Source organism: Thermophilibacter sp. (assembly GCF_966187215.1).
In genome coordinates this window covers 1-21,514 of the sequence record NZ_CBIFYV010000067.1, presented here as the reverse complement: position 1 = coordinate 21,514, position 21,514 = coordinate 1, and the positions used below count along the sequence as shown (strand labels likewise).

Annotated in this window: 18 protein-coding genes; 4 read left to right on the top strand and 14 right to left on the bottom strand. The window is 69.7% G+C overall.

The window, feature by feature from the left end; genetic code table 11:
* The 11 genes from ACWTSU_RS05770 to ACWTSU_RS05720 form a co-directional block, all read right to left on the bottom strand.
* The coding region (locus ACWTSU_RS05770) for an ATP-dependent helicase (RefSeq protein ID WP_455138926.1) at window positions 1–1,823 on the bottom strand (1,823 nt) is incomplete at its 3' end.
* 260 nt (window positions 1,824–2,083) lie between these two features.
* Window positions 2,084–2,554 (bottom strand): MarR family winged helix-turn-helix transcriptional regulator, encoded by a 471-nt coding sequence (locus ACWTSU_RS05765; protein ID WP_455138925.1) that lies wholly within the window; start codon window positions 2,552–2,554, stop codon window positions 2,084–2,086.
* Window positions 2,555–2,684: 130 nt separating this feature from the next.
* Complete coding sequence (locus ACWTSU_RS05760) at window positions 2,685–3,071, bottom strand: hypothetical protein (protein WP_455138924.1); 387 nt, start codon at window positions 3,069–3,071, stop codon at window positions 2,685–2,687.
* Between the two features lie 113 nt (window positions 3,072–3,184).
* Window positions 3,185–4,036 carry a PTS system mannose/fructose/sorbose family transporter subunit IID gene (locus ACWTSU_RS05755; RefSeq protein ID WP_455138923.1) on the bottom strand — a complete coding sequence of 284 codons (852 nt, stop codon included), beginning with the start codon at window positions 4,034–4,036 and terminating at the stop codon, window positions 3,185–3,187.
* Window positions 4,036–4,899 carry a PTS mannose/fructose/sorbose/N-acetylgalactosamine transporter subunit IIC gene (locus ACWTSU_RS05750; protein ID WP_455138922.1) on the bottom strand — a complete coding sequence of 288 codons (864 nt, stop codon included), beginning with the start codon at window positions 4,897–4,899 and terminating at the stop codon, window positions 4,036–4,038. The genes ACWTSU_RS05755 and ACWTSU_RS05750 overlap by 1 nt, the downstream gene beginning before the upstream one ends.
* A 96-nt stretch (window positions 4,900–4,995) precedes the next feature.
* The gene (locus ACWTSU_RS05745) at window positions 4,996–5,499 is read right to left on the bottom strand and encodes a PTS system mannose/fructose/N-acetylgalactosamine-transporter subunit IIB (RefSeq protein ID WP_455138921.1); all 504 of its coding nucleotides are present in this window, start codon (window positions 5,497–5,499) and stop codon (window positions 4,996–4,998) included.
* Between the two features lie 53 nt (window positions 5,500–5,552).
* Entirely contained in the window at window positions 5,553–5,984 is a 432-nt protein-coding gene (locus tag ACWTSU_RS05740) for a PTS sugar transporter subunit IIA (RefSeq protein WP_455138920.1), read from the bottom strand.
* 423 nt (window positions 5,985–6,407) lie between these two features.
* Window positions 6,408–7,655: an alpha/beta hydrolase gene (locus ACWTSU_RS05735; RefSeq protein ID WP_455138919.1), complete on the bottom strand. Its 1,248-nt coding sequence runs from the start codon at window positions 7,653–7,655 to the stop codon at window positions 6,408–6,410.
* Window positions 7,656–7,702: 47 nt separating this feature from the next.
* A complete protein-coding gene (locus tag ACWTSU_RS05730; RefSeq protein ID WP_455138918.1) occupies window positions 7,703–8,149 on the bottom strand; it encodes a low molecular weight protein-tyrosine-phosphatase in 447 nt (148 codons plus the stop codon).
* A gap of 285 nt (window positions 8,150–8,434) precedes the next feature.
* Window positions 8,435–9,841 (bottom strand): D-alanyl-D-alanine carboxypeptidase family protein, encoded by a 1,407-nt coding sequence (locus ACWTSU_RS05725; protein WP_455138917.1) that lies wholly within the window; start codon window positions 9,839–9,841, stop codon window positions 8,435–8,437.
* Window positions 9,842–9,850: 9 nt separating this feature from the next.
* Window positions 9,851–10,783 carry an undecaprenyl-diphosphate phosphatase gene (locus tag ACWTSU_RS05720; RefSeq protein WP_455138916.1) on the bottom strand — a complete coding sequence of 311 codons (933 nt, stop codon included), beginning with the start codon at window positions 10,781–10,783 and terminating at the stop codon, window positions 9,851–9,853.
* A 189-nt stretch (window positions 10,784–10,972) separates the two neighbouring features.
* On the opposite strand from ACWTSU_RS05720, the gene ACWTSU_RS05715 reads away from it, so the two are divergent.
* On the top strand, window positions 10,973–11,431 hold the full coding sequence (locus ACWTSU_RS05715) for a universal stress protein (RefSeq protein WP_455138915.1): 459 nt from the start codon (window positions 10,973–10,975) through the stop codon (window positions 11,429–11,431).
* Between the two features lie 125 nt (window positions 11,432–11,556).
* Window positions 11,557–12,648, top strand: a complete 1,092-nt coding sequence (locus ACWTSU_RS05710; RefSeq protein ID WP_455138914.1) for a coiled-coil domain-containing protein — start codon at window positions 11,557–11,559, stop codon at window positions 12,646–12,648.
* A 215-nt stretch (window positions 12,649–12,863) separates the two neighbouring features.
* On the opposite strand, the gene ACWTSU_RS05705 is transcribed toward ACWTSU_RS05710, so the two are convergent.
* On the bottom strand, window positions 12,864–13,802 hold the full coding sequence (locus tag ACWTSU_RS05705) for a DMT family transporter (RefSeq protein ID WP_455138913.1): 939 nt from the start codon (window positions 13,800–13,802) through the stop codon (window positions 12,864–12,866).
* Window positions 13,803–13,927: 125 nt separating this feature from the next.
* Here ACWTSU_RS05705 and ACWTSU_RS05700 point away from each other — a divergent pair, with 125 nt between their 5' ends.
* A complete protein-coding gene (locus tag ACWTSU_RS05700; protein WP_455138912.1) occupies window positions 13,928–16,867 on the top strand; it encodes an insulinase family protein in 2,940 nt (979 codons plus the stop codon).
* A gap of 155 nt (window positions 16,868–17,022) precedes the next feature.
* Here the strand turns inward: ACWTSU_RS05700 and ACWTSU_RS05695 are convergent, their stop codons facing one another.
* Window positions 17,023–17,622, bottom strand: coding sequence for a nitroreductase family protein (locus ACWTSU_RS05695; protein ID WP_455138911.1), 600 nt, complete (start codon window positions 17,620–17,622; stop codon window positions 17,023–17,025).
* Window positions 17,623–17,901: 279 nt separating this feature from the next.
* Complete coding sequence (locus ACWTSU_RS05690; RefSeq protein WP_455138910.1) at window positions 17,902–19,062, bottom strand: pyridoxal phosphate-dependent aminotransferase; 1,161 nt, start codon at window positions 19,060–19,062, stop codon at window positions 17,902–17,904.
* Window positions 19,063–19,400: 338 nt separating this feature from the next.
* Here ACWTSU_RS05690 and nrdD point away from each other — a divergent pair.
* The coding region (gene nrdD / locus ACWTSU_RS05685; RefSeq protein WP_455138909.1) for an anaerobic ribonucleoside-triphosphate reductase at window positions 19,401–21,514 on the top strand (2,114 nt) is incomplete at its 3' end.

Genomic DNA, 21,514 nt, shown 5'->3' with positions numbered 1-21,514 from the left:
GTCCTTGCAGCGGGGGTTCTTCCTTTTGATGAATTCGGGGAGAACTCGCCGGGGGACACCCCCTCGGCGCCCAGGCCCGCTGCCATGGCAACGCCGCCCACAGCGGGCTCGCCCTGCGCTCCGACCCCGTCGCCGGCAGCCACCGCGCTAGGCGGGACGTCGATCGCCCCCGCTGCGCGCAGCTGCTCCAGGCTCTCGAGCGTCTCCACGGCGTCGTGCGTCTCGTCGAACTCGGCGGCGACGCCCATGAACTCCTTGATGTTCTCGATGCGCCCGTCGGCCTCCACGCTGTGCTCGGCCTCGAGCGCGCGCACCAGGCCGGAGCGGTCCACGATGGCGTCGACCACGTCCGCGAGCTCGCCGGTGAGGTGGCGTCCCGCCTCGATCACGCCGCAGAACTCGGCCAGCGCCGAGCGCACCTTGGCGCCCAGCAGGCCCGTCTCGGCGACCGCCATCTCGCACGCCGAGAAGAACGAGATGCCCTCGTCGGCCGCGAGCTGGCGAATCCTGTTGACGGAGGTGGTGCCGATGCCGCGGCGCGGGGTGTTGACCACGCGCAGCGCGGCCACGTCGTCGTCGGGGTTGACCACGAGCTTGAGGTAGGCCATCACGTCGCGGACCTCGGCGCGGTCGAAGAAGCGCGTGCCGCCCACGATCTTGTACGGGACCCCCGCGCGCAGGAACATGTCCTCGAGGATGCGGGACTGCGCGTTGGTGCGGTAGAAGACGGCCATGTCGTCGTAGCTCGTGCCGCCGTCGTGGAGCTTCTCGATCTCGGAGCCGATCCAGCGGCCCTCGTCGCGTTCGTCGGAGCCCTGGAACACGCGGATCCTCTCGCCGTCACCGGCGTCGGTGAACAGGCGCTTGGGCTTGCGCCGCGCGTTGTGGGCTACCACGGCGTTGGCGGCGTTCAGGATGTGGCCCGTGGAGCGGTAGTTCTGCTCGAGGCGCACCACGTGGGCGTCCGGGTAGTCCTTCTCGAAGTCCAGGATGTTCTGGATGTCGGCGCCGCGCCAGCTGTAGATGGACTGGTCGTCGTCGCCCACGACCATGAGGTTGCGGTGGCGCGCGGCCAGCAGGTTGGTGATCGCGTACTGAACGTGGTTGGTGTCCTGGTACTCGTCCACGCTGATCTGGCGGAAGCGGTCCTGGTAGCGCGCGAGCACGTCCTCGTGGCGGCTCAGCAGCTGGTAGGCCTTGACGAGCAGATCGTCGAAGTCCAGGGCGTTGGCCTTGGCCAGGCGCTGGTCCAGCGCGCGGTAGACCCGCCCCGCGGCGCGATCGGCCGGGTTGGCCGAGCTCTCAAGCTCCTCGGGGCCCACCAGGGCGTTCTTGGCGGCCGAGATCTTGGCGCGGATGCCGTTCAGGGGGAACTGCTTGGCGTCGATGTCCAGGTCGGCCATAATGGACTTGACTAGGCGACGGGAGTCGTCGTCATCGTAGATGGTGAAGTTGGGGCGGTAGCCTGCGAGCTCCGGGTCCTCGCGCAGCATCCGCACGCACATGGCGTGGAACGTGCAGACCCACATGCCGCGCGTGCCGCCGGGCGGAAGCAGCGCCTCCAGGCGCTCGCGCATCTCGGCGGCCGCCTTGTTGGTGAACGTGATGGCCAGGACCTGCCACGGCCGGACGCCCTCGTCGGCGATCATGTGCGCGATGCGGTACGTGAGCACGCGCGTCTTGCCCGAGCCGGCGCCGGCGAGCACCAGCAGCGGCCCGCGGGTGCACGCGGCGGCCTCGCGCTGGGCGGGGTTGAGGCTGGCAAGGTCAACGACCGGCGCCGCGGGCTCGGCGCCGAACAGGGACTGCTGGGAGTCTGGCATCTGGCTGGTTCCTCTCGCTTCTCGTCTGCCCTACGAGTGTAGCGGGAGGGCCGGACAAACGCGGCGAGAAGGGCGGAGCGCAGGCGTCGTCCCCCATTAACCCGCAAATTCTGACTTTTCAGAAACCCAATCGTGCAAATATATGGTTATGAAATCATTTTTTGCGGGTTATTTGGGGTGGAGAGCGGGAAGGGCGGGGGGCAACGCGGGGGCGAGAAGATCGACGGCCCGCGGACGGACACGCCGAGAAGGCCAACGCGTCAGTCGCGGTCGCGCTTGCCCTTGCGCGCGGGCTCGTCGCGAACGACGCTCTCGCGCTCGTAGGTGAGGCTGTAGGCGGTCTCGAGACCCTTGAGCAGCTCGCTGACGTCGTGCTCGCCCATCTTGCTGAGGCTGTTCGCGAGGCTCGACACGCCGCCCGAGCTGCGGTCGCGCGCGTGGGCGCGGCCCTCGTCGGTGCAGGTGGCCACCACGCGGCGGCGGTCCTCGGGGTCGGGCGTGCGCACCACGAAGCCCTTCTCCTCCAGCGAGTCGAGGATGCGGGTCATGCGCGGGCGCGAGTAGCCGAGCCGCTTGGCGAGGTCGGACGGGCTCATGCCCCCGTCATGGCGCGAGAGGTAGTCGAGGACCGGGTCCTCGCCCATGGACATGCCGAACGCGGTGCCGATGGATCCCTTGGCGACACCGCGCGAGTACATGATGAGCTTCTTGGCGGCGTCCTCGTAGTCCATGTCGCTGCGTCTCGTCTCCTCGTCGGAATGGGCCTGCGCGGCGCGAGAGGCGGCGCGCAGTCTGTTAATAGTAGCAACATTCTTCCCATTCCTCATGAAATACACCTCCCCGGGCGACGACGGGCGGCCTCTAGCGATCAGAGCGGCGCCCGCGCGCGGGCGCGTCGGCGGCCTTCTCGGCGTCGGCCTTCTTTGCCCCCGACCGCTTCCCCGCGGACTTGGCGTCCAGGTCGACGCCGGCGGCGGCCATGATGGCCTTGACGTTCTTCTTGGCGTTGGTGGTACCCACCTTGAGGACCGCCGAGACGAGCGCGCCCACCACGAGCAGGACCACGCCGGCGATCCCGAAGCCGGTGCCGCCCCCGCCGTAGAACCCCCAGTAGCCCAGGATGAACCCGATGGCGAGCAGCGAGTAGCCGATCCTGAGCCACACGTTCAGGCGCTGGATGGCGTCGGTCTGGAGCTTGGCCTCGCGGATGAGGTCCTCGCGCGTCCAGTTGGAGGTGTCGAGGGGCATGGGGGCTCCTTCTCATGAGGGTGCGCCCGGGTCGCAGGGGAGGTAGACCTGCGACCCGGGCCGTGGAGGTAGGGGGCCCGGCAAGGCCGGGCCCCGGGAGAGCCGCGAAGAGACTAGGCGGCCGAGGCGATCGTGGCGGCGCCGAAGAAGCCGCAGCACGCGCCGAGGAAGGCGATCACGAGCAGGATGAGCATCGTGATGATCGGGCTGACCTTCTTCTTGGACATGAGCCACCAGCAGAAGATCGTGAAGATCAGGGGCAGCAGCTTGGGGTAGATGCCGTCGAGCGTGCCCTGCAGGGTGCCGCCGCCGGGAAGCGACAGCGCCGTGGTGATGGAGACCCAGGTGGCGTCGACGGCACCGATGACGATGGTGCCGACCATGACGATGGCCTCACGCAGCGCGGTGGCGTTGGGGCCCACGAGCGCCTCGACGGCGTCGCCGCCGAGCTTGTAGCCGCGGTAGTACGCGAAGCGCATGCCGAAGTAGGCGAGCAGGTTCCAGACCACGATGTAGAAGATCGGGCCGAGCACGGAGCCGCCCTCGGACAGGCCCATGGCGATGCCGAGCAGAATCGGGATCAGCGTGCCGACGATGAGGGAGTCGCCGATGCCGGCGAGCGGGCCCATGAGGCCGGCGCGGATACCGTTGATGGTGTCGTCGTCAACGGGCTCGCCGTTGGCGCGCGCCTCCTCGAGACCCACGGTGACGCCCACGATCATGGTGCCGATCTGGGGCTCGGTGTTGAAGAACGCCGAGTAGGTCTGGAGGGCCTTGGCCTGGTCCTCCTTCTTGTCATAGAGGTCCTCGACGATCGGGAGCATGGAGACCAGGTAGCCGAAGGTCTGCATGTGCTCCTGCGAGAAGCAGGTCAGGTTGCCGTAGTACCAGTTGCGGAAGGACTTGGCGAGTGCCTTCTTGGAGACCTTGCGCTCGCTTCCCTGAGCGGCGGTGGTGTCAGCCATTAGATGTCCTCCTCTTCATCATCGTCCGCGGACGCGTTGAGCGCGGGGCCGGCGGCGGAGACCTTGTCGACCTTCAGGCGAAGGCTCGTGATCTCATAGTTGATCAGTGCGAAGAAGCAGGCGATCGCGGAGGCGGCGATGAGGTTGCAGCCCATGACGGCGGCCAGCGTGAAGCCGAAGAAGAACGGCAGGAAGTCGGTGGCCTTGGTGATGACCTGCTTGAGCAGGATGGCGATACCGACGCAGGGCAGCAGAGAGCCAACCGCGAACAGGGTCTTCATCGGGATGCCGTCCATCGGCAGGCTGGCGAGCAGGTTGTTGACCGCGTCGCCGCCGAAGTAGACGAGCAGGAAGGTCGGGAGGAAGGAGCAGACGATGTGGGAGATCCAGGGCAGGACCATGTCCACGAGGTAGAGCTTGTGGGTGTCGCCCTTCTCGAGCCACTTCCAGCCCATGGCCTGCCAGGCCAGGTTGATCGTGGCGGTGCCGTAGAAGAGGATGGCGCCGAGGGTGCCGCAGGTGGCGCCGATCGAGGTGGCCAGGGCCGCCGCGTCGGCGCTGCCGGCGTCGAGGCCCTGGGCCTTGACGGAGATGAGCGCCAGGGGGATGCCGATGTAGCAGGCCGCGCGGACGTCAGCCGAGACGGTCCCGCCCGGGGTCACCAGGGCGATGTAGACGACCTGGATGGCCATGCCGACGAGGATGCCGTCGGTGATGTCGCCCAGGATGATGCCCACCACCAGACCGGCGACGAGCGGGCGTCCGAGCGTGTAGTTGCCGATGGACGTGCCGCCCATGCCCGGCATCGAGGCCAGGCAGGCAAACAGTCCGAGCAACGCCGCCTGGAACATGTTGATTGCCATACGTACCACCTTTCCCGTGTCCGTGCCCCCTCCGGGGGCTATCTCGCACGCGCGCCCTCGGGTCGGGTGCGCGCTGAACGACGAGCGTGAGCGAGGCTAGTCGGTGTAGCCGAACTGGCCGCGGAACTTCTCCCAGGGGCCGGTCTCCTTGTCGGGGATCAGGCGGAAGTCGACGGCGTAGCCCTTCTTGTAGATGGACTCGATCGCCGCGGCCTCCTCGTCCGTGATCGACTGGTTGTTGCCGATCTTGGTGGTGCCGGGACGGTCGTTGCAGGGCCCCACGATGACGGTCTTGACGTCGTCCGGCACGAAGCCGAAGCTCACGAGGATCTCGGCCATGTCGACCGGGTTCTTGGTGATCAGGAAGTAGCGGGTCTTGCTGTCGCGGACGGTCTGGGCCTTCTCCTTGAAGTGCTCCATCGTCCAGACGAAGGTCTTCTTGTCCGGCGCGGCGCTCTTGTAGGCGCTCTTGAGCACCGGGTTGGACGCCGCGGCGTCGTTGACGGCGATGATGCCGTCGCAGGGGTACTCGACCGCCCAGCGGGTGACCGTCTGCCCGTGGATCATGCGGTCGTCGATGCGAACGAACGAAACTGCCATTGCTCTCTCCTTGCTGCCGTTATCCTTCGGACGGGCCGCGCCCGCCTCGCTTCCTAGAGGTCCTCGTCGTCCTCGTCGCCGCCGAGGTCGAGCTCGACCTCGCGCATGGCCGCCTGACCCTCGGAGACCATCGAGGCGCAGAGGCCGTCGAGGTCGTCGGACTGCAGGTCAAAGGCCGCGGTGAGCGCCATGGGCACGCTCATGCCACCGAAGGCGCGCGTCTTGGCGAGAAGCCCGTGGGAGGCGAGGGTGTTGAGCGCGTTGGTGAGCGGCGAGCCGCCGATGAGGTCGCCGAGCACGAGCACCTCGTCGTCGGCCGTGATCGGCGCGATGACGCCCTCGAGCTCGCTCACGTACTCGTCGGCGCCCTCGCCGTCGCGCAGGCTGCAGCTCAGGATGTCCTCGCGCTTGCCCACCAGCATGTCGAGCACGCTGTGGAGGCCCGGCGCGAACGTCCCGTGACTGACCAGAAGCAGATACCGCATCTTCGTCCCTTTCGCTCTCGTTGCGCTCCGGCGGGTGCCGGAAACTGTTTTGCCGTTAATGATTGTTGTTGTTAACTATTAACAAGGCAAACCAGTGGGGACAAGCGGTCGGAAATCATCGGTTAATGGTAGCAACTATTCTTGATAGCAACTATTTCAGGGTGAAACGAGTTCTGGGTCGCTGCGGGCCGGGATTCGTGGCGCCTCTCGACTCCAAGATCGACGATACGGGCAAAATAACCCGCAAAATCTGACTTTTCAGAAAGCCAATCGTCGGATTATATGGATATGAAATCATTTTTTGCGGGTTAATGACGCGCACGGGACAGGATGCTGGCCGGGACGCTGGCGGCGCCTGGCGACGGGCCGAGAAGGACCGGGGGCCGCCGGGTCACCCGGAACGGGGACCGCCGCGCGACGCCGCTAGAGCCGCGCGCCCAGATAGGCGAGCACGTGGTCCCAGTAGCGCCCCGGATCGGCGAAGACGGCGCAGCAGTGGCCCGCCGACGGGAACGTGACCAGCTCGGAGCCCTCGGGCGCGGCGGCGGCCAGCCGCTCGGCCATGTAGACGGGGCAGATCCTGTCGTCGGTCGCGTGAACGAGGAGCACCGGCCCGCGCGCGGCCCCCACCGCGTCCAGCGGACGCGCGAGCGCGAGGTCGTAGCCGCCGCGACGCAGCCGGAGGAACAGGCGCGCGAGGTCGACGATCGGGTGCGCGGGCATCGGCGGCGTCCCGAGCATGCCGGTCGAGACCGCGTTGACCGCCGCGTTCCAGAAGTCGGCGTAGGCGGAGTCTGCCACGCACGCGCGCACCTGCTCGGGCAGGTCGGGCTCGCCGAACGCCTGGAGCGCCGAGGCGGCCCCCATCGAGATGCCCATGAGCGCCACGCGCGCGCCCGCGCCGGCGCGACCCACGACCCAGCGGCTCCAGGCCACGAGGTCGCGCCGGTCGAGCCAGCCGGCGCCGACCCACTGCCCGCCGCTCTCGCCGTGCGCGCGCATGTCCACGAGCAGCAGGTTGCAGCCGCCCTCCGAGAGGCGGCGCGCGAAGGTCAGCCCGGCACGCCAGTTCTCGGCGAACCCGTGGGCGACGACGACCCAGCGCGCGGACTCGGGATGGGTCACGATCGCGTGCCCCACGAGGCGCGTGCCGTCGTCCGAGACGGTCTCGACGCGCTCCGGGGCGACGCCCGCCTCGTGCAGCCAGCGCCAGGTGCGGTCGGCCTCCTCGGCGCGGTTCCACTCCATGACGTCGCGCTCCTCGCCCACCAGGCCGGGCGACATCTGGCGCACGCGCTCGTCGCCGCCGGCGCCCAGGTAGGGACCGAGCTCCTCCTGGCCGGCGTCGCGGTGCGGCCCCAGCGCGCGGGGCAGCGCCTTCAGCGTGAGGACGCAGACCAGCGCCACGGGCACGACGCCGATCGCCATGAACATGACGCCCACCGGCAGGCCGCCGAGCAGGATGCACCCGACCCCCAGCGCGATCATGATCAGGACGAACCCGAACGGGGCGAGCGAGCGCGACCACACGGGCACGTCCACCTTGGGCGCGCTGAGCTCCTCCATCAGGTGCGGGGTGGGCACTCCCTCGCGTGTCTTCCGCCTCTTGAGGTACGAGAAGACCTTGGAGTCCTTGCCCCTCTCGCCCGCCGCGTCCCTCTCGTCGGCCATGAGCCCTCCCTCTTCGTCGGTTCGAGCGAGTAGTATACGCCCGGCCCCTACAGGGCGGCGAGAAGCGCCTCGCAGCCGGCGAGCACGTCGCGATAGGTGGCGTCGAAGTCGCCGGTGTACCACGGGTCCGCCACGTCGCCGGGACGGCCCGTCCAGTCGAGCAGGCGGCTCACCTTCCCGTCCGGGTCTCCCCCGAGGATGCGAGCGAGCCCGCGGGCGTTCTCGGCGTCCATATATATGATGTGGTCCCAGCGGCCGTACTCGTCCGGGCTCACGCGCCGGGCGCGGTGGCGGCCCACGGGCACGCCCTCCCGGCGCAGCTTGGAGACGGTGCCGGGGTGCGGCGGGTTGCCCAGCTCCTCGGAGCTCGTCGCTGCGGAGTCAACCTCGAACTCGTCCTCGCGCCCCGCGCGGCGCGCGAGGTCCTCGAAGACGAACTGCGCCATCGTCGAGCGGCAGATGTTGCCGTGGCAGACGAACAGTATGCGTGTCATCGTCCCAGCCTCCCGTGGGTCGGGTCGTCTCGGGTGCGCCCCAAGGGTAGCAGCTCCGGCAGCGGACGCCGGGGTACGTCTCGCTCCCCTATTAACCCGCAAAAAATGATTTCATATTCATATAATACCAGGATTAAGGTTTGTGTATGTCAGATTTTGCGTGTTGTTGAGGACGCCGTGCGCGGCGGCGGGTCAGCGGGACGGCGGGTCGGCGGGTCAGCGGGTCAGCGGGTCGGCAACCCGGCGGGCACGTCGCGCGCTCCGCGTCGCGGCCCGGCGCGACCGTCACCCGCGGCGCGCGTGCCGGCCCGTGGGGCGCCGCCGCGCGCGGGAGCGGCTCGCGCCGGCAGCCACGCGGCGACGGGCGCGACGGCGACTCGCGGCGCGCGAGCTCGCGAGCGCCACGACCACCACGACGACGGCGACCGCCACGACGATCGCGACGTGGACGGGGTCGGAAACCCAGCTCTGGACGAGCTTGGGCAGCGAGAGCCCCATCGCGCTCGCGGCCACCACCTCCACGGTCCCCAGCTCGCGCCCGTCGAGCGACACCGTGGCCTCGCCGAGGCCCTGCCCGCGGCCGAGCGGCGCCGTGAGCGGGCCGTCCCAGGAGAGCTCGACCGTGAGGTCGTCGAGGGTGACGTCGCGCGGCACCGTGGCCGAGATCGCGCCGGCGGCCTGCACGCCCACCGTCTCCCCGCTGTCGGAGAGCGCGACCTCGGCGGAGCCCAGCACGTCCCCCTTTGCCACGACCTCCCCGCTCGTCCACGCCGAGAAGCCCCACTCCAGAAGCGCGCGCATGTCGGTGAAGGACATGTTGAGGCCGGAGGCGTCCGACTCCAGCGGCGCGCCGAGCACCACGGCCACCAGGTCCATGCCGTCGCGCGTGGCCTCGCTCACGAGGCACCGTCCGGCGTTCAGGGTGGTCCCGGTCTTGCTCGCCCGGATCGTGTCCGGGTAGTAGACGGGGCTCTCGGGGTCGATGAGCCCGTCGGTTGTCTCGAGCGTGCGCGCGGGCTGCTCGCTCGTGGCCGGCAGGTCCCAGGTGGCGCTGCCCGCGATCTGGACGAACTCGGGGTGGGCGAGCGCCGCCTCGAAGAAGGTCGCGATGTCGCGCGCCGTGGTGTAGTGGCCGTCCTCGTCCATGCCGCACGGGTTCGCGAAGTGGGTGCCCGTGCAGCCCAGCTCGGCGGCGCGCTCGTTCATCCGGTCCACGAACGCGTGCCAGTCTCCCCCGCCCACGTAGCGCGCGAGCACGTAGGAGGCGTCGTTCCCGGAGGGGATCAGCAGGCAGGCGAGAAGGTCGCGCACGGTGTAGGTCTCGCCCGGCCTGAGGCCGGCGACCGAGTCCTCCCAGGTGATGCGCTCCAGGTCAGACTCCTGGACCGTCACCTCCTCGTCCAGGTCGTCGACGCTCTCGAGCACGAGTAGCGCCGTCATGACCTTGGTGATGGAGGCCGGGCACGCCCGCTCGTCGGCGTTCTGCTCGAGCAGCACCAGGCCCGTGGTCCTGTCCACGAGCAGCGCGCGGGACGCGGCGAGCGCGGGGGGGACGTCCGCCGACGCCGCCGGGGCGGCGCCCCCCTCCTCGGCGAGCGCGAGCGCCGCGGTGACGCCCAGGGCGGGGGCGAGGGTCACGAGCAGGGCGAGAAGCCCCGCGACGAGCCTGTGCGCGAGTCCGCGGGAGCGCATGTCCCCTCCCTACCCGACCAGCGCGAACCAGGCGATGACGAGCACGCCCAGCACGATGCGGTACCAACCGAACGGCTTGAAGTCGTGACGGCGCACGAAGCCCATCAGAAAGCGGATGGAGGCGAGCGACACGAGGAAGGCCACCAGGCAGCCCACCGCGAGGACGGCCGCCTCGGTGCCCGCGAGGACGTTGCCCGCGAGGAAGTACTTCACCAGGCGCAGGCCGCTCGCGCCCACCATGACGGGGATGGCGAGGAAGAAGGTGAACTCGGCCACGACGGTGCGCTTGCAGCCCAGGAGCAGGCCGCCGATGATCGTGGAGCCCGAGCGCGAGGTGCCCGGGACGATGGAGAGCACCTGGAAGAGCCCGATGCCGATCGCGGTCTTCCAGTCGAGCTCCTCGAGGGTCTGCACGCGGGCGTCGGCGTCGGCCAGCTCGGAGCGCGTGGCGGGCTCGGCCGGGGCGGCGAAGTGGCGGCCGCCCCCGCGCGGGGCCGCGGCGGCGTCCAGCGCGCGCTCCACGCGGCGCTCGCGCACGGTCTCGATCACGATGAACGCGATGCCGTAGACGATGAGTGCCGCGGCGATGACGAAGGGGCTCCCCAGGTGCTCCTCCATCCAGTCGTTGAGCGGGATGCCGACCACGGCGGCCGGCAGGCACGCCACGACGGTCTTGGCCCAGAGGGCCCACGTCTCGCGCTTCTCGCCGACGCTCTTGCGCGGCGAGAACGGGTTCAGGCGATGGAAGAACATCACGCACACGGCCAGGATCGCGCCGAGCTGGATCACCACGAGGAACATGTTCCAGAAGTCCTCGGAGACGTCCATCGTGAGGAACTGGTCCAGCAGCAGCATGTGACCGGTCGACGAGATGGGCAGCCACTCCGTGACGCCCTCCACGACGCCGAAGACGGCGGCCTTCAGAAGCTCGATCAAGTCCACGGTTTCCCCTCCCGTTCGATGCGCGGCCGTCCCATCATCGCGCGCGGGCGCGCCGACGGGAGCGCGGGAGCGGACCGCCACCGAAAAACTACGCCGCTCCCCGAGCGCGCGCGGGCGGCCGGACCATATGGGGCATAAGGGGGTAAACCCGCGCGAAGAGGGAGGCGCGGAATCGTGAAGGGAGCCACCATGGCCGGCACCACCTCCTACCAAGACCTCGGCTACGACAGGATCTTCGTCTCCCTGGACGGCTCGGACGAGCAGGGCAAGGTGCTCGACCGCGCCATCGTCATGGCGGCCAACGACCACGCCGAGCTCTACGTCGGGCACGTCATCGACTCCACCGCGCTCGAGGCGGCGGGCACCTACCCGCTCGACATCGTGCCCACGCTCGAGAAGAGCTTCCGCGCCTCGGTCGCCGAGAGGCTCGCCGAGGCCGAGGCCAACCCCGACATCCCCAAGGTGGAGGTCCTCGTGCGCTCCGGCCGCATCCGCGAGACCCTCAAGGACGAGATGCTCGACGTCATCAAGCCCGACCTCGTGATCTGCGGCGCTCGAGGGCTCTCCTCGATCAAGTACGCGATCCTCGGCTCCATCTCCACGTTCCTCACGCGCAACACCGACTGCGACACGCTCATCATCAAGTAGGGGACCGCCGGCGCGGCGCGGGCGCGCTCGTGGATAAACGGTGTGAGCGCGCCCGCACCGATATAATTGGGGACCTGCATGCGAGGCGCCCGGAGGAGCGGGCGCCCGGACGGGGGGTCCAAGACGTGACGACGCACCAACGAACTCGCAGGTCGCTGCGACCGCTCGCGGCCGGCGCCGTGGCCGCCGGGCTTCTCGCCGCCCTGATGGGCGCGCCGTGCGTCGCGCACGCCGACGCCCTGTCCGACCTGCAGCAGGTGCAGGGCCAGCTCGCCCAGGCCAACGCGGACTACGAGGCCGCCCGGACCCGCGTCGACGAGCTCCAGTCGCAGATCGACGAGAACGAGGCGCACCTCGACGAGCTCGGGGCGCAGCTGCCCGGCCTGCGCGAGCGCGCGGCGGCGTCCATGCGCACCCTCTACAAGATGCAGCAGGGCTCCGGCGGCCTCGTCGAGCTGCTGCTGTCCTCGAACAGCTTCAACGAGCTGATCACCACGATCCAGTACCTCGACATCATCCAGGCCGACAACACCGACGCCCTCGACGAGCTCCTCGCCCTGGAGGACGAGCTCGAGCTCACGCGCGTGAGCCTCCAGTCGCAGATGCAGGAGGCCGAGGACGAGCGCGCCGCCGCCGAGGAGGCGCTCGCGCAGGCCAACGCCGCGCGCGCCTCGCTCCAGGCGCAGATCGCCGCCCAGGCCGCCGCCGAGGAGTCCGAGCGCCAGGCCGCCGTCGAGGCCGCCGCCGAGGAGACCGCGCAGGGCACGGGCGGCTCGTTCACCACCGAGTCGGGCAACCAGGCGCAGGTCGAGGTCCCGGCGACCGAGAACCCCGGGACCGTGGACACGGGCTCGGACGAGGACGCCTTCGTCGCCACGTGGACGGCGCGCATCGACGCCTACCTCGCCGGCTCGCCGCTCGCGGGCCAGGGCGCCACGTTCGCCAAGGCCGCGTGGGCCTACGGCGTGGACCCGCGCTTCTCGCCCGCCATCGCGCAGGTCGAGAGCGGCCGGGGCACCTACTGCTTCCTCCCCCACAACGCCTGGGGCTGGGGCTCCTCCAGCTGGGGCAGCTGGGAGGAAGCCATCTGGGACCACGTGGCCGGTCTCGCGGCGGGCTACGGCGGCCAGCTCACCTACGCCGGCGCCAAGAAGTACTGCCCGCCCAACGCCGACCTCTGGTACGCCACGGTGCTCGCCAACATGCAGATGATCTAACGCGCCGCGCGTCATTCTCGCCGCGTTTTTCGCCACGACACCCCCTTGTCCCTCTCCCCTCTCGTCCCCCCAAACAACCCGCAAAATCTGACATATACAAACCTTAATCCTGCGATTATATGATTATGAAATCATTTTTTGCGGGTTGTTGGCCGGGTGCGAACGGCGGCGAGAAGGGCGCCGGGAAATCGCCGGGCCGGGGCGCGCGGCCGGTCTCACGCCGTGAGGTACACCATCGCGATGATGAGGGCGAACCCCAGAAGCTCGGGCGCCGAGAAGGGCGTGGCGAGCCACACGACCGAGGCGATCGTGGCCGTCACGGGCTCGATGGTGCCGAGCAGGCTCGCGCGCATGGAGCCGGCGTCGCGCACGCCCTGCAGGTAGAGGGCATAGGCGCCGAAGGTCCCCACCACCACGCACAGCGCGATCACGGCCACGCCCGCGGCGTCGAGCGCCGGCATGTGCTCCCAGGGCCGGTAGAGCGCCGAGAGCACCGCGCCCGAGACCAGGAACGCGATCCCGTTGACCGTGAAGTTGCCCCAGCGCGCCATCGGCGCCGCGGGCAGGATGGCCAGGCACGCCGCCGACACGGCGCAGGCGAGGCCCCACGCGAGCCCTTCGACCGGCAGGTTCAGCTGGCTGGGGTTGCCGCCGGTCGCCACCAGGTACGTCCCCGCCAGCGCCAGGCACACGCCCACGACCTCGCGCCGCCGCGGGCCGCGCCGCATCCCCAGGCACACGTAGACCAGCACGAGCACCATGCCCAGGCTCTGCATGATCGTGGCCGTGGCCGAGTTGGTCCAGTCGATTGCCTCGAGGTAGGCGACCTGAGAGAAGAGAATCGCCGCGAAGCTGACCCCCGCGATGACGAGAAGGTCGCGCGGGCTTCTCAGCACGCCGGCGAGCTGGGAGCGCCCGCGCGCGGTGACCGCGGCCGCCGCGAGGAAGAGCCAGCACGCGCACAGCTCGCGCACGCAGACCAGCCACAGCGGGTCGATCGCGTAGGCGTCCATCAGCCACTTGGACACGGTCCCGTTGAGGCCCCAGAACGTGCCGCCCACGAGCGTGGCCACGATGCCGCGGCGCACCACGCGCCTGCGCTCGGCGTCCCGCCCGCCGGCTCGCTCCCCGCTCTTCTCGACCGTCTCTTCCACGTCGCTCCCCCTCTCGCGCACAGCGCTCGATAGCCTACCATCTCGCGCCGCGCCGGGCGCCCCAGATTGCGCGCCGCGCGCTGGGGTATGCTCAGAGACGTGAGAACCGGACGAAAGGACCGCCCATGGCAGACGCGCGCAGCTTCACCGACCCCCGCGACGACCTCTCCGTCGGGTCACGGCTCGAGGGCTTCATCGTCACCGCCACCGAGGCGCTGCCGGAGCTTACGGGGCGCGCCTACGTCATGCGCCACGAGGCCACGGGCGCACGGCTCATGTGGCTGGCCTGCGCCGACGTCAACAAGGCCTTCTCGATCGCCTTCAGGACGCCGCCGGCCGACGACACGGGCGTCTTCCACATCCTGGAGCACTCGGTCCTGTGCGGGTCGGACCGCTACCCGGTGAAGGAGCCCTTCGTCAACCTGCTGCGCACGAGCATGCAGACGTTCCTCAACGCGCTGACCTTCTCGGACAAGACGATGTACCCGGTGGCCTCCACCAACACCGCCGACCTCGAGAACCTCATGGGCGTCTACCTGGACGCGGTGCTGCACCCGGCCATCTACCGCCGCCCGCGCATCTTCGAGCAGGAGGGCTGGCACCTCGAGGCGGACGAGGAGGGGCGCCTCAGCTACAACGGCGTGGTCTTCAACGAGATGAAGGGCGCGCTCTCCGACCCTGACGACGTGCTCTACCAGCAGCTCGAGCGACGGCTCTTCCCGGACACGGCCTACGGCTTCGAGTCGGGCGGCAACCCCCGCGCCATCCCCACGCTCACCTACGAGGCGTTCCTGGACGCGCACGCGCGCCACTACGCGCCGTCCAACGCCTACGTCGTCCTCTACGGCGACCTCGACATCGCGCGCGAGCTGGCCTTCGTGGGCGAGCGCCTGAGCGGGGCGACCGACCGGGGGGCGGGCGCGCCCAACCCGCTTCGCCTCCAGGCGCCGGTGCGCCCCGAGCGCGCCGAGGTCCGCATGGCCACCGCCGCCTCCAACGCCTCCGTGGGCCTGGCCTACGTCATCGGGACGGCCGCCGACCGCACGCGCGTGCTCGCCGCCGACGTGCTGCTCGACGCCCTCTGCGGCTCCAACGAGGCCCCGCTCAAGCGCCGCGTGCTCGACGCGGGCCTGGCCGACGACTTCTCGGCGACGCTCGTGGACGGCGTGCTCCAGCCGCAGGTGATGTTCGTGCTCAAGGGGCTGCGCGAGGGCGCCGGCGAGAGGTTCCGCGCGCTCGTGGAGTCCGCCTGCGCCGAGCTCGCCGAGACCGGCATCCCCCGCGACAAGCTCGAGGCGTCGCTCGCGCAGGCGGAGTTCAACCTCCGCGAGGGCGACTGGGGCGGCTACCCCGACGGCGTCGCGCTGGCCATCCAGGCGATGTCGAGCTGGCTCTACGACGGCGAGCGCCCCCTCGACTACCTGCGCTACGAGGACGCGCTCGCCGAGCTGCGCGAGGGGCTGGAGGCGGGGCTCTTCGAGCGGCTGCTGCGCGAGACGGTCTGCGAGTCCGCGCACGCGGCGGAGGTCGAGCTCGTGCCCGTGGAGGACGGGGCCGCCGACGAGGAGCGCGCGGAGCTCGACCGCCTGCGCGCGGGCATGGGCGAGGCCGACCTCGCCGCCGTGCGCGCCGAGGTCGACGCGCTGCGCGCCGAGCAGGAGGCACCCGACGCGCCGGAGGCCGTGGCCGCGCTGCCGCAGCTCACGCCCGCCGACGTGGAGCCGCCCGCGCCGGAGCCGGCCGCGGCCGACGCGCCGGCGCCGCTGCCGTGCGTGGCGCACGAGCTCGACACCCACGGGATCGACTACGTCTACCACTACTTCGACCTGCGCCGCCTGGGCTTTGACGAGCTGGGCTGGGCCGGCGTGCTCTGCGACCTGCTCGGCCGGCTCGACACGGCCCGCCGCAGCGCCTCCGACCTCGACACGCTCGTCGAGACCAACCTCGGCGCGCTCGACTTCTTCTGCGAGACCTCCGGGCGCGACGACGACCTCTCGTTCGCCGCGCCTCGGCTGGTGGTGGGCGCCTCGGCCCTCTCGGGGCACGTGCGCGAGCTGGCGACGCTGCCCGCCGAGGTCTGGGGCGAGACGGACTTCTCCGACCTCGACCGCGTCCGCGACATCCTGACGCAGCGGCGCGTGGCGCTCGAGCAGTACTTCCTGGGCTCCGGCCACGCCGCCGCGCTCGGCCGCACGAGCACGTACTTCTCGGCAGCCGCCCTGGTCTCGGGGCGCATGAGCGGCCTGGACTACTATCTCTTCCTGCGCGACGTGCTCGCGCGGTGGGACGAGGTGGCGCCCTCGCTGCCCGCGCGCCTGAGCGCGCTCGCGGCGCGGATCTTCACCGCCGACGAGGTGCTCGTGAGCTTCACGGGACCGGCCGAGGACCGCGCGCGCTTCTGGGAGGCAGGCGGCACGCTCGGGCTTCTCGCCGCCGGCGGCGTCGAGCACGTCCTGGCTGGCACGACGCCCACGCCCCGCGTGCGCAACGAGGCCTTCGTCATCCCGTCCGACGTGAGCTACGTGGCGCGCACGCACGCGCCGTCGGCCGCCGACCCGGGGCTGCCCGGCGCCTGGCAGGTGGCGCTGCGGCCGCTCAGCTACGACTACCTCTGGAACGAGGTGCGCGTGAAGGGCGGCGCCTACGGCGTGGGCGCCAAGCACACCACCGAGGGGCTCTCGCAGTTCTGGTCGTACCGCGACCCGTCCGTCGACGCCACGCTCGGGCGCTACGACGGCGCGGCCGCGTGGCTCGCGGGCTGGGACGGCTCGCGCGAGGAGCTCGACGGCTACGTGGTTGCCGCGGTCGGCGCGCACGACGCGCCCGTGAAGCCGCGTGCGCTCGCGCGCCGCCAGGACCTGGCGCGCTTCGCGGGCCGACCGGAGGGATGGCGCGACACGGTGCGCGCCCAGGAGCTCGCCGCCACGGCCGACCAGGTGCGCGCCTGCGCCGCGGCCCTCGCGGACGAGTCGTGCGCCGCGGGCGTCTGCGTCTTCGGCGGGCGCATGGCCATCGAGGCGAGCGGCGTGGCCTTCGAGAGCGTGACGGAGCTCGTCGGCGCGTAGGCACCGGCGAGAGGGATGCGGCGGCGCGTCCTTCTCGCCGCCCTGCTCGCTCCCGGGTCGAAGTAACGCGCAGAATCAAGCACAACTATCTATATCCGCAGGTCAAAATAACGCGCATGTCCGATTCTGCGCGTTATTTCGATGCAGTGCCGCGATCAGACGAGAAGGTCCCCCAGCGCGCGCTTGGGGACGTGCTGCGTGTTGGTGTCGAGGTCGCGCCAGTAGGCGACGCCGTGCTCGGTGTCGGCGGGCTCGATGACCACGGTCTCGTCGGCGGCGGGCCAGCCCAGGGCGAGAAGCACGAGCGGCGCCAGCTCGTCCGCGCAGTCCGCGAGGCCCAGCGCCTCCATCGTGCCCGCGTCGAAGCTGCCGATCATGCAGCACCCGAGACCCGCCGCGCGCGCCGCGAGCGCCAGCGTCTGCGCGGCGATGCCGGCGTCCTGGTTGCGGATCGCGCTGCCGCGCGCGCCGGCCGGGCCGAGCACGCTCACGTAGGCCGTGGGCCGCGTGCCCTCCTCCGGGCCGTCCCAGTCCGGGAGCAGGCCCGCCCAGCGGTGGTGCGAGAGGACCGCGGCCACCTCGTCCGGGGCCGTGCTCAGATGAAAGCGCAGCGTCTGGGTGTTGTTGCCCGTCGGCGCCAGGCGCGCCACGTCAACGAGGCGCTCCAGGAGCTCGCGCGGCACCGGGCGCCCCTCGTCGAAGCGGCGATAGGTGCGCGACGCCGCCACCAGGTCGCGAACGTCCTCGAGGTCCATGTCCCTCTCCCCTCTTCTCGCGCGGACGGGCCCGTGCCCGTCGCGATTCAACCGCTCTCCGGCATCATGCCGGCACCCGCTCGGCAACAACCCGCAAAATCTGACATTCACAAACCTTAATCCTGCGATTATATGATTATGAAATCATTTTTTGCGGGTTGTTGGCATCGAGACGCGCACGTTGGGACCAATGCGCGTCGTTGGGACCAATACGCATCGTTGGGACCAATACGCGCGTTGGGACCGTGCGGGTTGCTGAGGCCGAGGCCCGCACGCCCCCTACAGCCCTGACGCGGCGATCGCGTCCACGGCCTCGCGCAGCCGCTCGGGCGGCATGACGAGCGCCATGCGCACGTAGCCCTCCCCCGAGGGCCCGAAGCTCGCGCCCGGCGTCACGATGACGCCCGAGCGCTCCATGAGCTCGAGCGCGAAGGCCGCCGAGTCCGTGCGACCGCCCGGGATGCGCGCCCACACGAACATCGAGCCGTGCGCGTTGGGGCGCTCCCAGCCGATGGCCTCCAGGCCGTCGCAGAGGGCGTCGCGGCGCTGCTGGTAGAGCAGGCGCTGGCGCTCCACGGAGTCGCGCGGGCCGGTGAGCGCCGCCACGGCCGCGGCCTGCTCGGGATAGAACATGCCGAAGTCGATCTGGCTGCGCAGCTTGCGCGCGGCGGCCACCACGTCGGGGCGGCCCACCAGAAAGGACAGGCGCGCGCCCGTCACGTTGAACGACTTGGAGAGCGAGAGGAACTCCACGCCCACGTCGAGCGCACCCGGGTACGCCAGGAACGAGCCGCCCGGCTCGCCGTCGAAGACGATGTCGGAGTAGGCGTTGTCGTGGATCACCACGAGGTCGTGCGCGCGGGCGAAGGCGATGACCTCCTCGTACACCTCCGGCGTGCCCACCGAGCCCACCGGGTTGGCCGGCAGCGACACGATGAGGTAGCGCGCCGCGTCGGCCACCTCGTCCGGCACATCGGCCAGGTGCGGCAGGAAACCGTGCTCGGCCGTCAGCGCGTAGTAGGCCGGGCGCGCGCCGGCGAGCAGCGTGGCGTTCTGGAAGACCGGGTAGCACGGGTCGGGCACCAGGGCCACGTCGCCGGGGTCGACCAGCGCCGCGCAGACGTGGACCAGGCCCTCCTGCGTGCCGCGGCAGCTCATCACCATGTCGGGCGTGACGCCGTCCACGCCGTAGCGGTCCGCGTAGTAGGAGCACACCGCGTCGAGCAGCTCGTCGGTGTCGTGCAGCGAGTAGCGCCAGTTGGCCGGGTCGGCCGCGCTCGAGCGCAGGGCCTCCACCACGTGCGCGGGCGGCTCGAAGTCGGGCGTCCCCACCGACAGGTCGAAGACCCGCCGGCCGGCCGCCTCCAGCTCGCGGCGGCGCGCGTTGAGCGCCGCGAAGACCTCGTCGCCGAACAGATCGAGCCGCTTGGAGAACCGCATGTGCCCCACCTTTCCTCTCGTCCCTTTCCCCCACTCTAGCCCAACGGCCGCGTCGGCGAGAGGGGCGCGCGTCGGGAACCGCCCCGGCCCCGCCCGACCGCTCGCCGAGCGCCCGCGCACCCCCTCCACATCAATTTGAGGAAATGCTTTTTGGCCCCGCATTTCCCCTACCTGCGCCGATGGGGGTTATCGACAGCATTTCAGCAGGTTCTCAACAATATCTTGTGTATTTGTTGCCGACACACCACTACTAGTTGTGTCATAGTAGTCCCAGTACCCAATCAGTCACCAGACGGGCGCGTCCGGCCAGGGCGCGCCCCTTTCGCGAGAGGTCAGCCATGAAGATCATCAAGCGCAACGGCTCAGAGGTCACCTTCGACGTCTCCAAGATCGAGAACGCCATCCGCGCGGCCAACGGCGAGGTCCCCGAGAGCGAGCGGCTCACCGACCGCGAAATCAAGTTCGCCTCCCTCAACGTCACCGACGAGTGCATGGAGGCCGGCCACACCGTGACCGTCGAGGAGGTCCAGGACCTCGTCGAGGACCAGCTCATGGCGCTCGACCACTTCGAGGTGGCCCGCAAGTACATCATCTACCGCTACGTGCAGAACCAGAAGCGCCAGAAGAACACCACCGACGACAAGATCCTCTCGCTCATCGAGTGCAACAACGAGGAGGTCAAGCAGGAGAACTCCAACAAGAACCCCACGGTGGTCTCCGTCCAGCGCGACTACATGGCCGGCGAGGTCTCCAAGGACCTCACGATGCGCGAGCTGCTCCCGGCCGACATCGTGGAAGCCCACAACGAGGGCATCATCCACTTCCACGACTCGGACTACTTCGCGCAGCACATGCACAACTGCGACCTCATCAACCTCGATGACATGCTGCAGAACGGCACCGTCATCTCGGGCACCCTCATCGAGCGCCCGCACAGCTTCTCCACCGCCTGCAACATCGCCACGCAGATCATCGCGCAGGTGGCCTCCTGCCAGTACGGCGGGCAGTCCATCAGCCTCACGCACCTCGCGCCGTTCGTGGACGTGAGCCGCCAGAAGATCCGCCGCCAGGTCCAGGCCGAGATGGAGGCCATCGACGCCCACCCCGGCGAGGACAAGATCAACATGATCGTCGAGAAGCGCCTGCGCGAGGAGGTCGCCCGCGGCGTCCAGACCATCCAGTACCAGGTGGTCACCCTCATGACCACCAACGGCCAGGCGCCGTTCATCACGGTCTTCATGTACCTCAACGAGGCCAAGAACGAGCAGGAGAAGGCCGACCTGGCCCTCTGCATCGAGGAGATGCTCAAGCAGCGCTACCAGGGCGTCAAGAACGAGGAGGGCGTCTGGATCACGCCGGCGTTCCCCAAGCTCATCTACGTGCTCGAGGAGGACAACGTCCGCGAGGGCACCCCGTACTTCTACCTCACCAAGCTCGCGGCCAAGTGCACGGCCAAGCGCATGGTGCCGGACTACATCTCCGAGAAGAAGATGAGGGAGTACAAGCTCTCCAAGGGCGAGACCGAGGGCAACGGCGACTGCTACACCTGCATGGGCTGCCGCTCCTTCCTCACGCCCGACCGCTCGGGCAACGGCTTCGACAACGTGGCCAAGGCCAAGAACTACGAGCCGGGCAAGCCCAAGTACTACGGCCGCTTCAACCAGGGCGTCGTGACGATCAACCTGCCCGACGTGGCGCTCTCGGCCAAGGGCGACATGGAGAGGTTCTGGCAGATCTTCGACGAGCGCCTGGAGCTGTGCCACCGCGCCCTGCGCTGCCGCCACGAGCGCCTGCTCGGCACCACCTCCGACGCCGCCCCGATCCTGTGGCAGTACGGCGCGCTGGCCCGTCTCGACAAGGGCGAGAAGATCGACAAGCTCCTCTACGGCGGCTACTCCACGATCAGCCTCGGCTACGCCGGCCTCTACGAGTGCGTCAAGGCCATGACCGGCCACAGCCACACCGACGAGGAGGCCACGCCGTTCGCCCTGGCCGTCATGCAGCACATGAACGACAAGTGCGCCGAGTGGAAGGCTGCCGAGAACATCGACTACTCGCTCTACGGCACGCCGCTCGAGTCCACCACCTACAAGTTCGCCAAGTGCCTGCAGCGCCGCTTCGGCATCATCCCCGGCATCACGGACAAGGGCTACATCACCAACAGCTACCACGTCCACGTGACCGAGGAGATCGACGCCTTCACCAAGCTGCGCTTCGAGTCCGAGTTCCAGCGCCTCTCCCCCGGCGGGGCCATCTCCTACGTGGAGGTGCCCAACATGCAGGACAACCTCGAGGCCGTCATCTCGGTCATGCAGTACATCTACGACCACATCATGTACGCCGAGCTCAACACCAAGAGCGACTACTGCCAGGTCTGCGGCTACGACGGCGAGATCAAGATCGTGGAGGACGACGGCAAGCTCGTGTGGGAGTGCCCGCACTGCGGCAACCG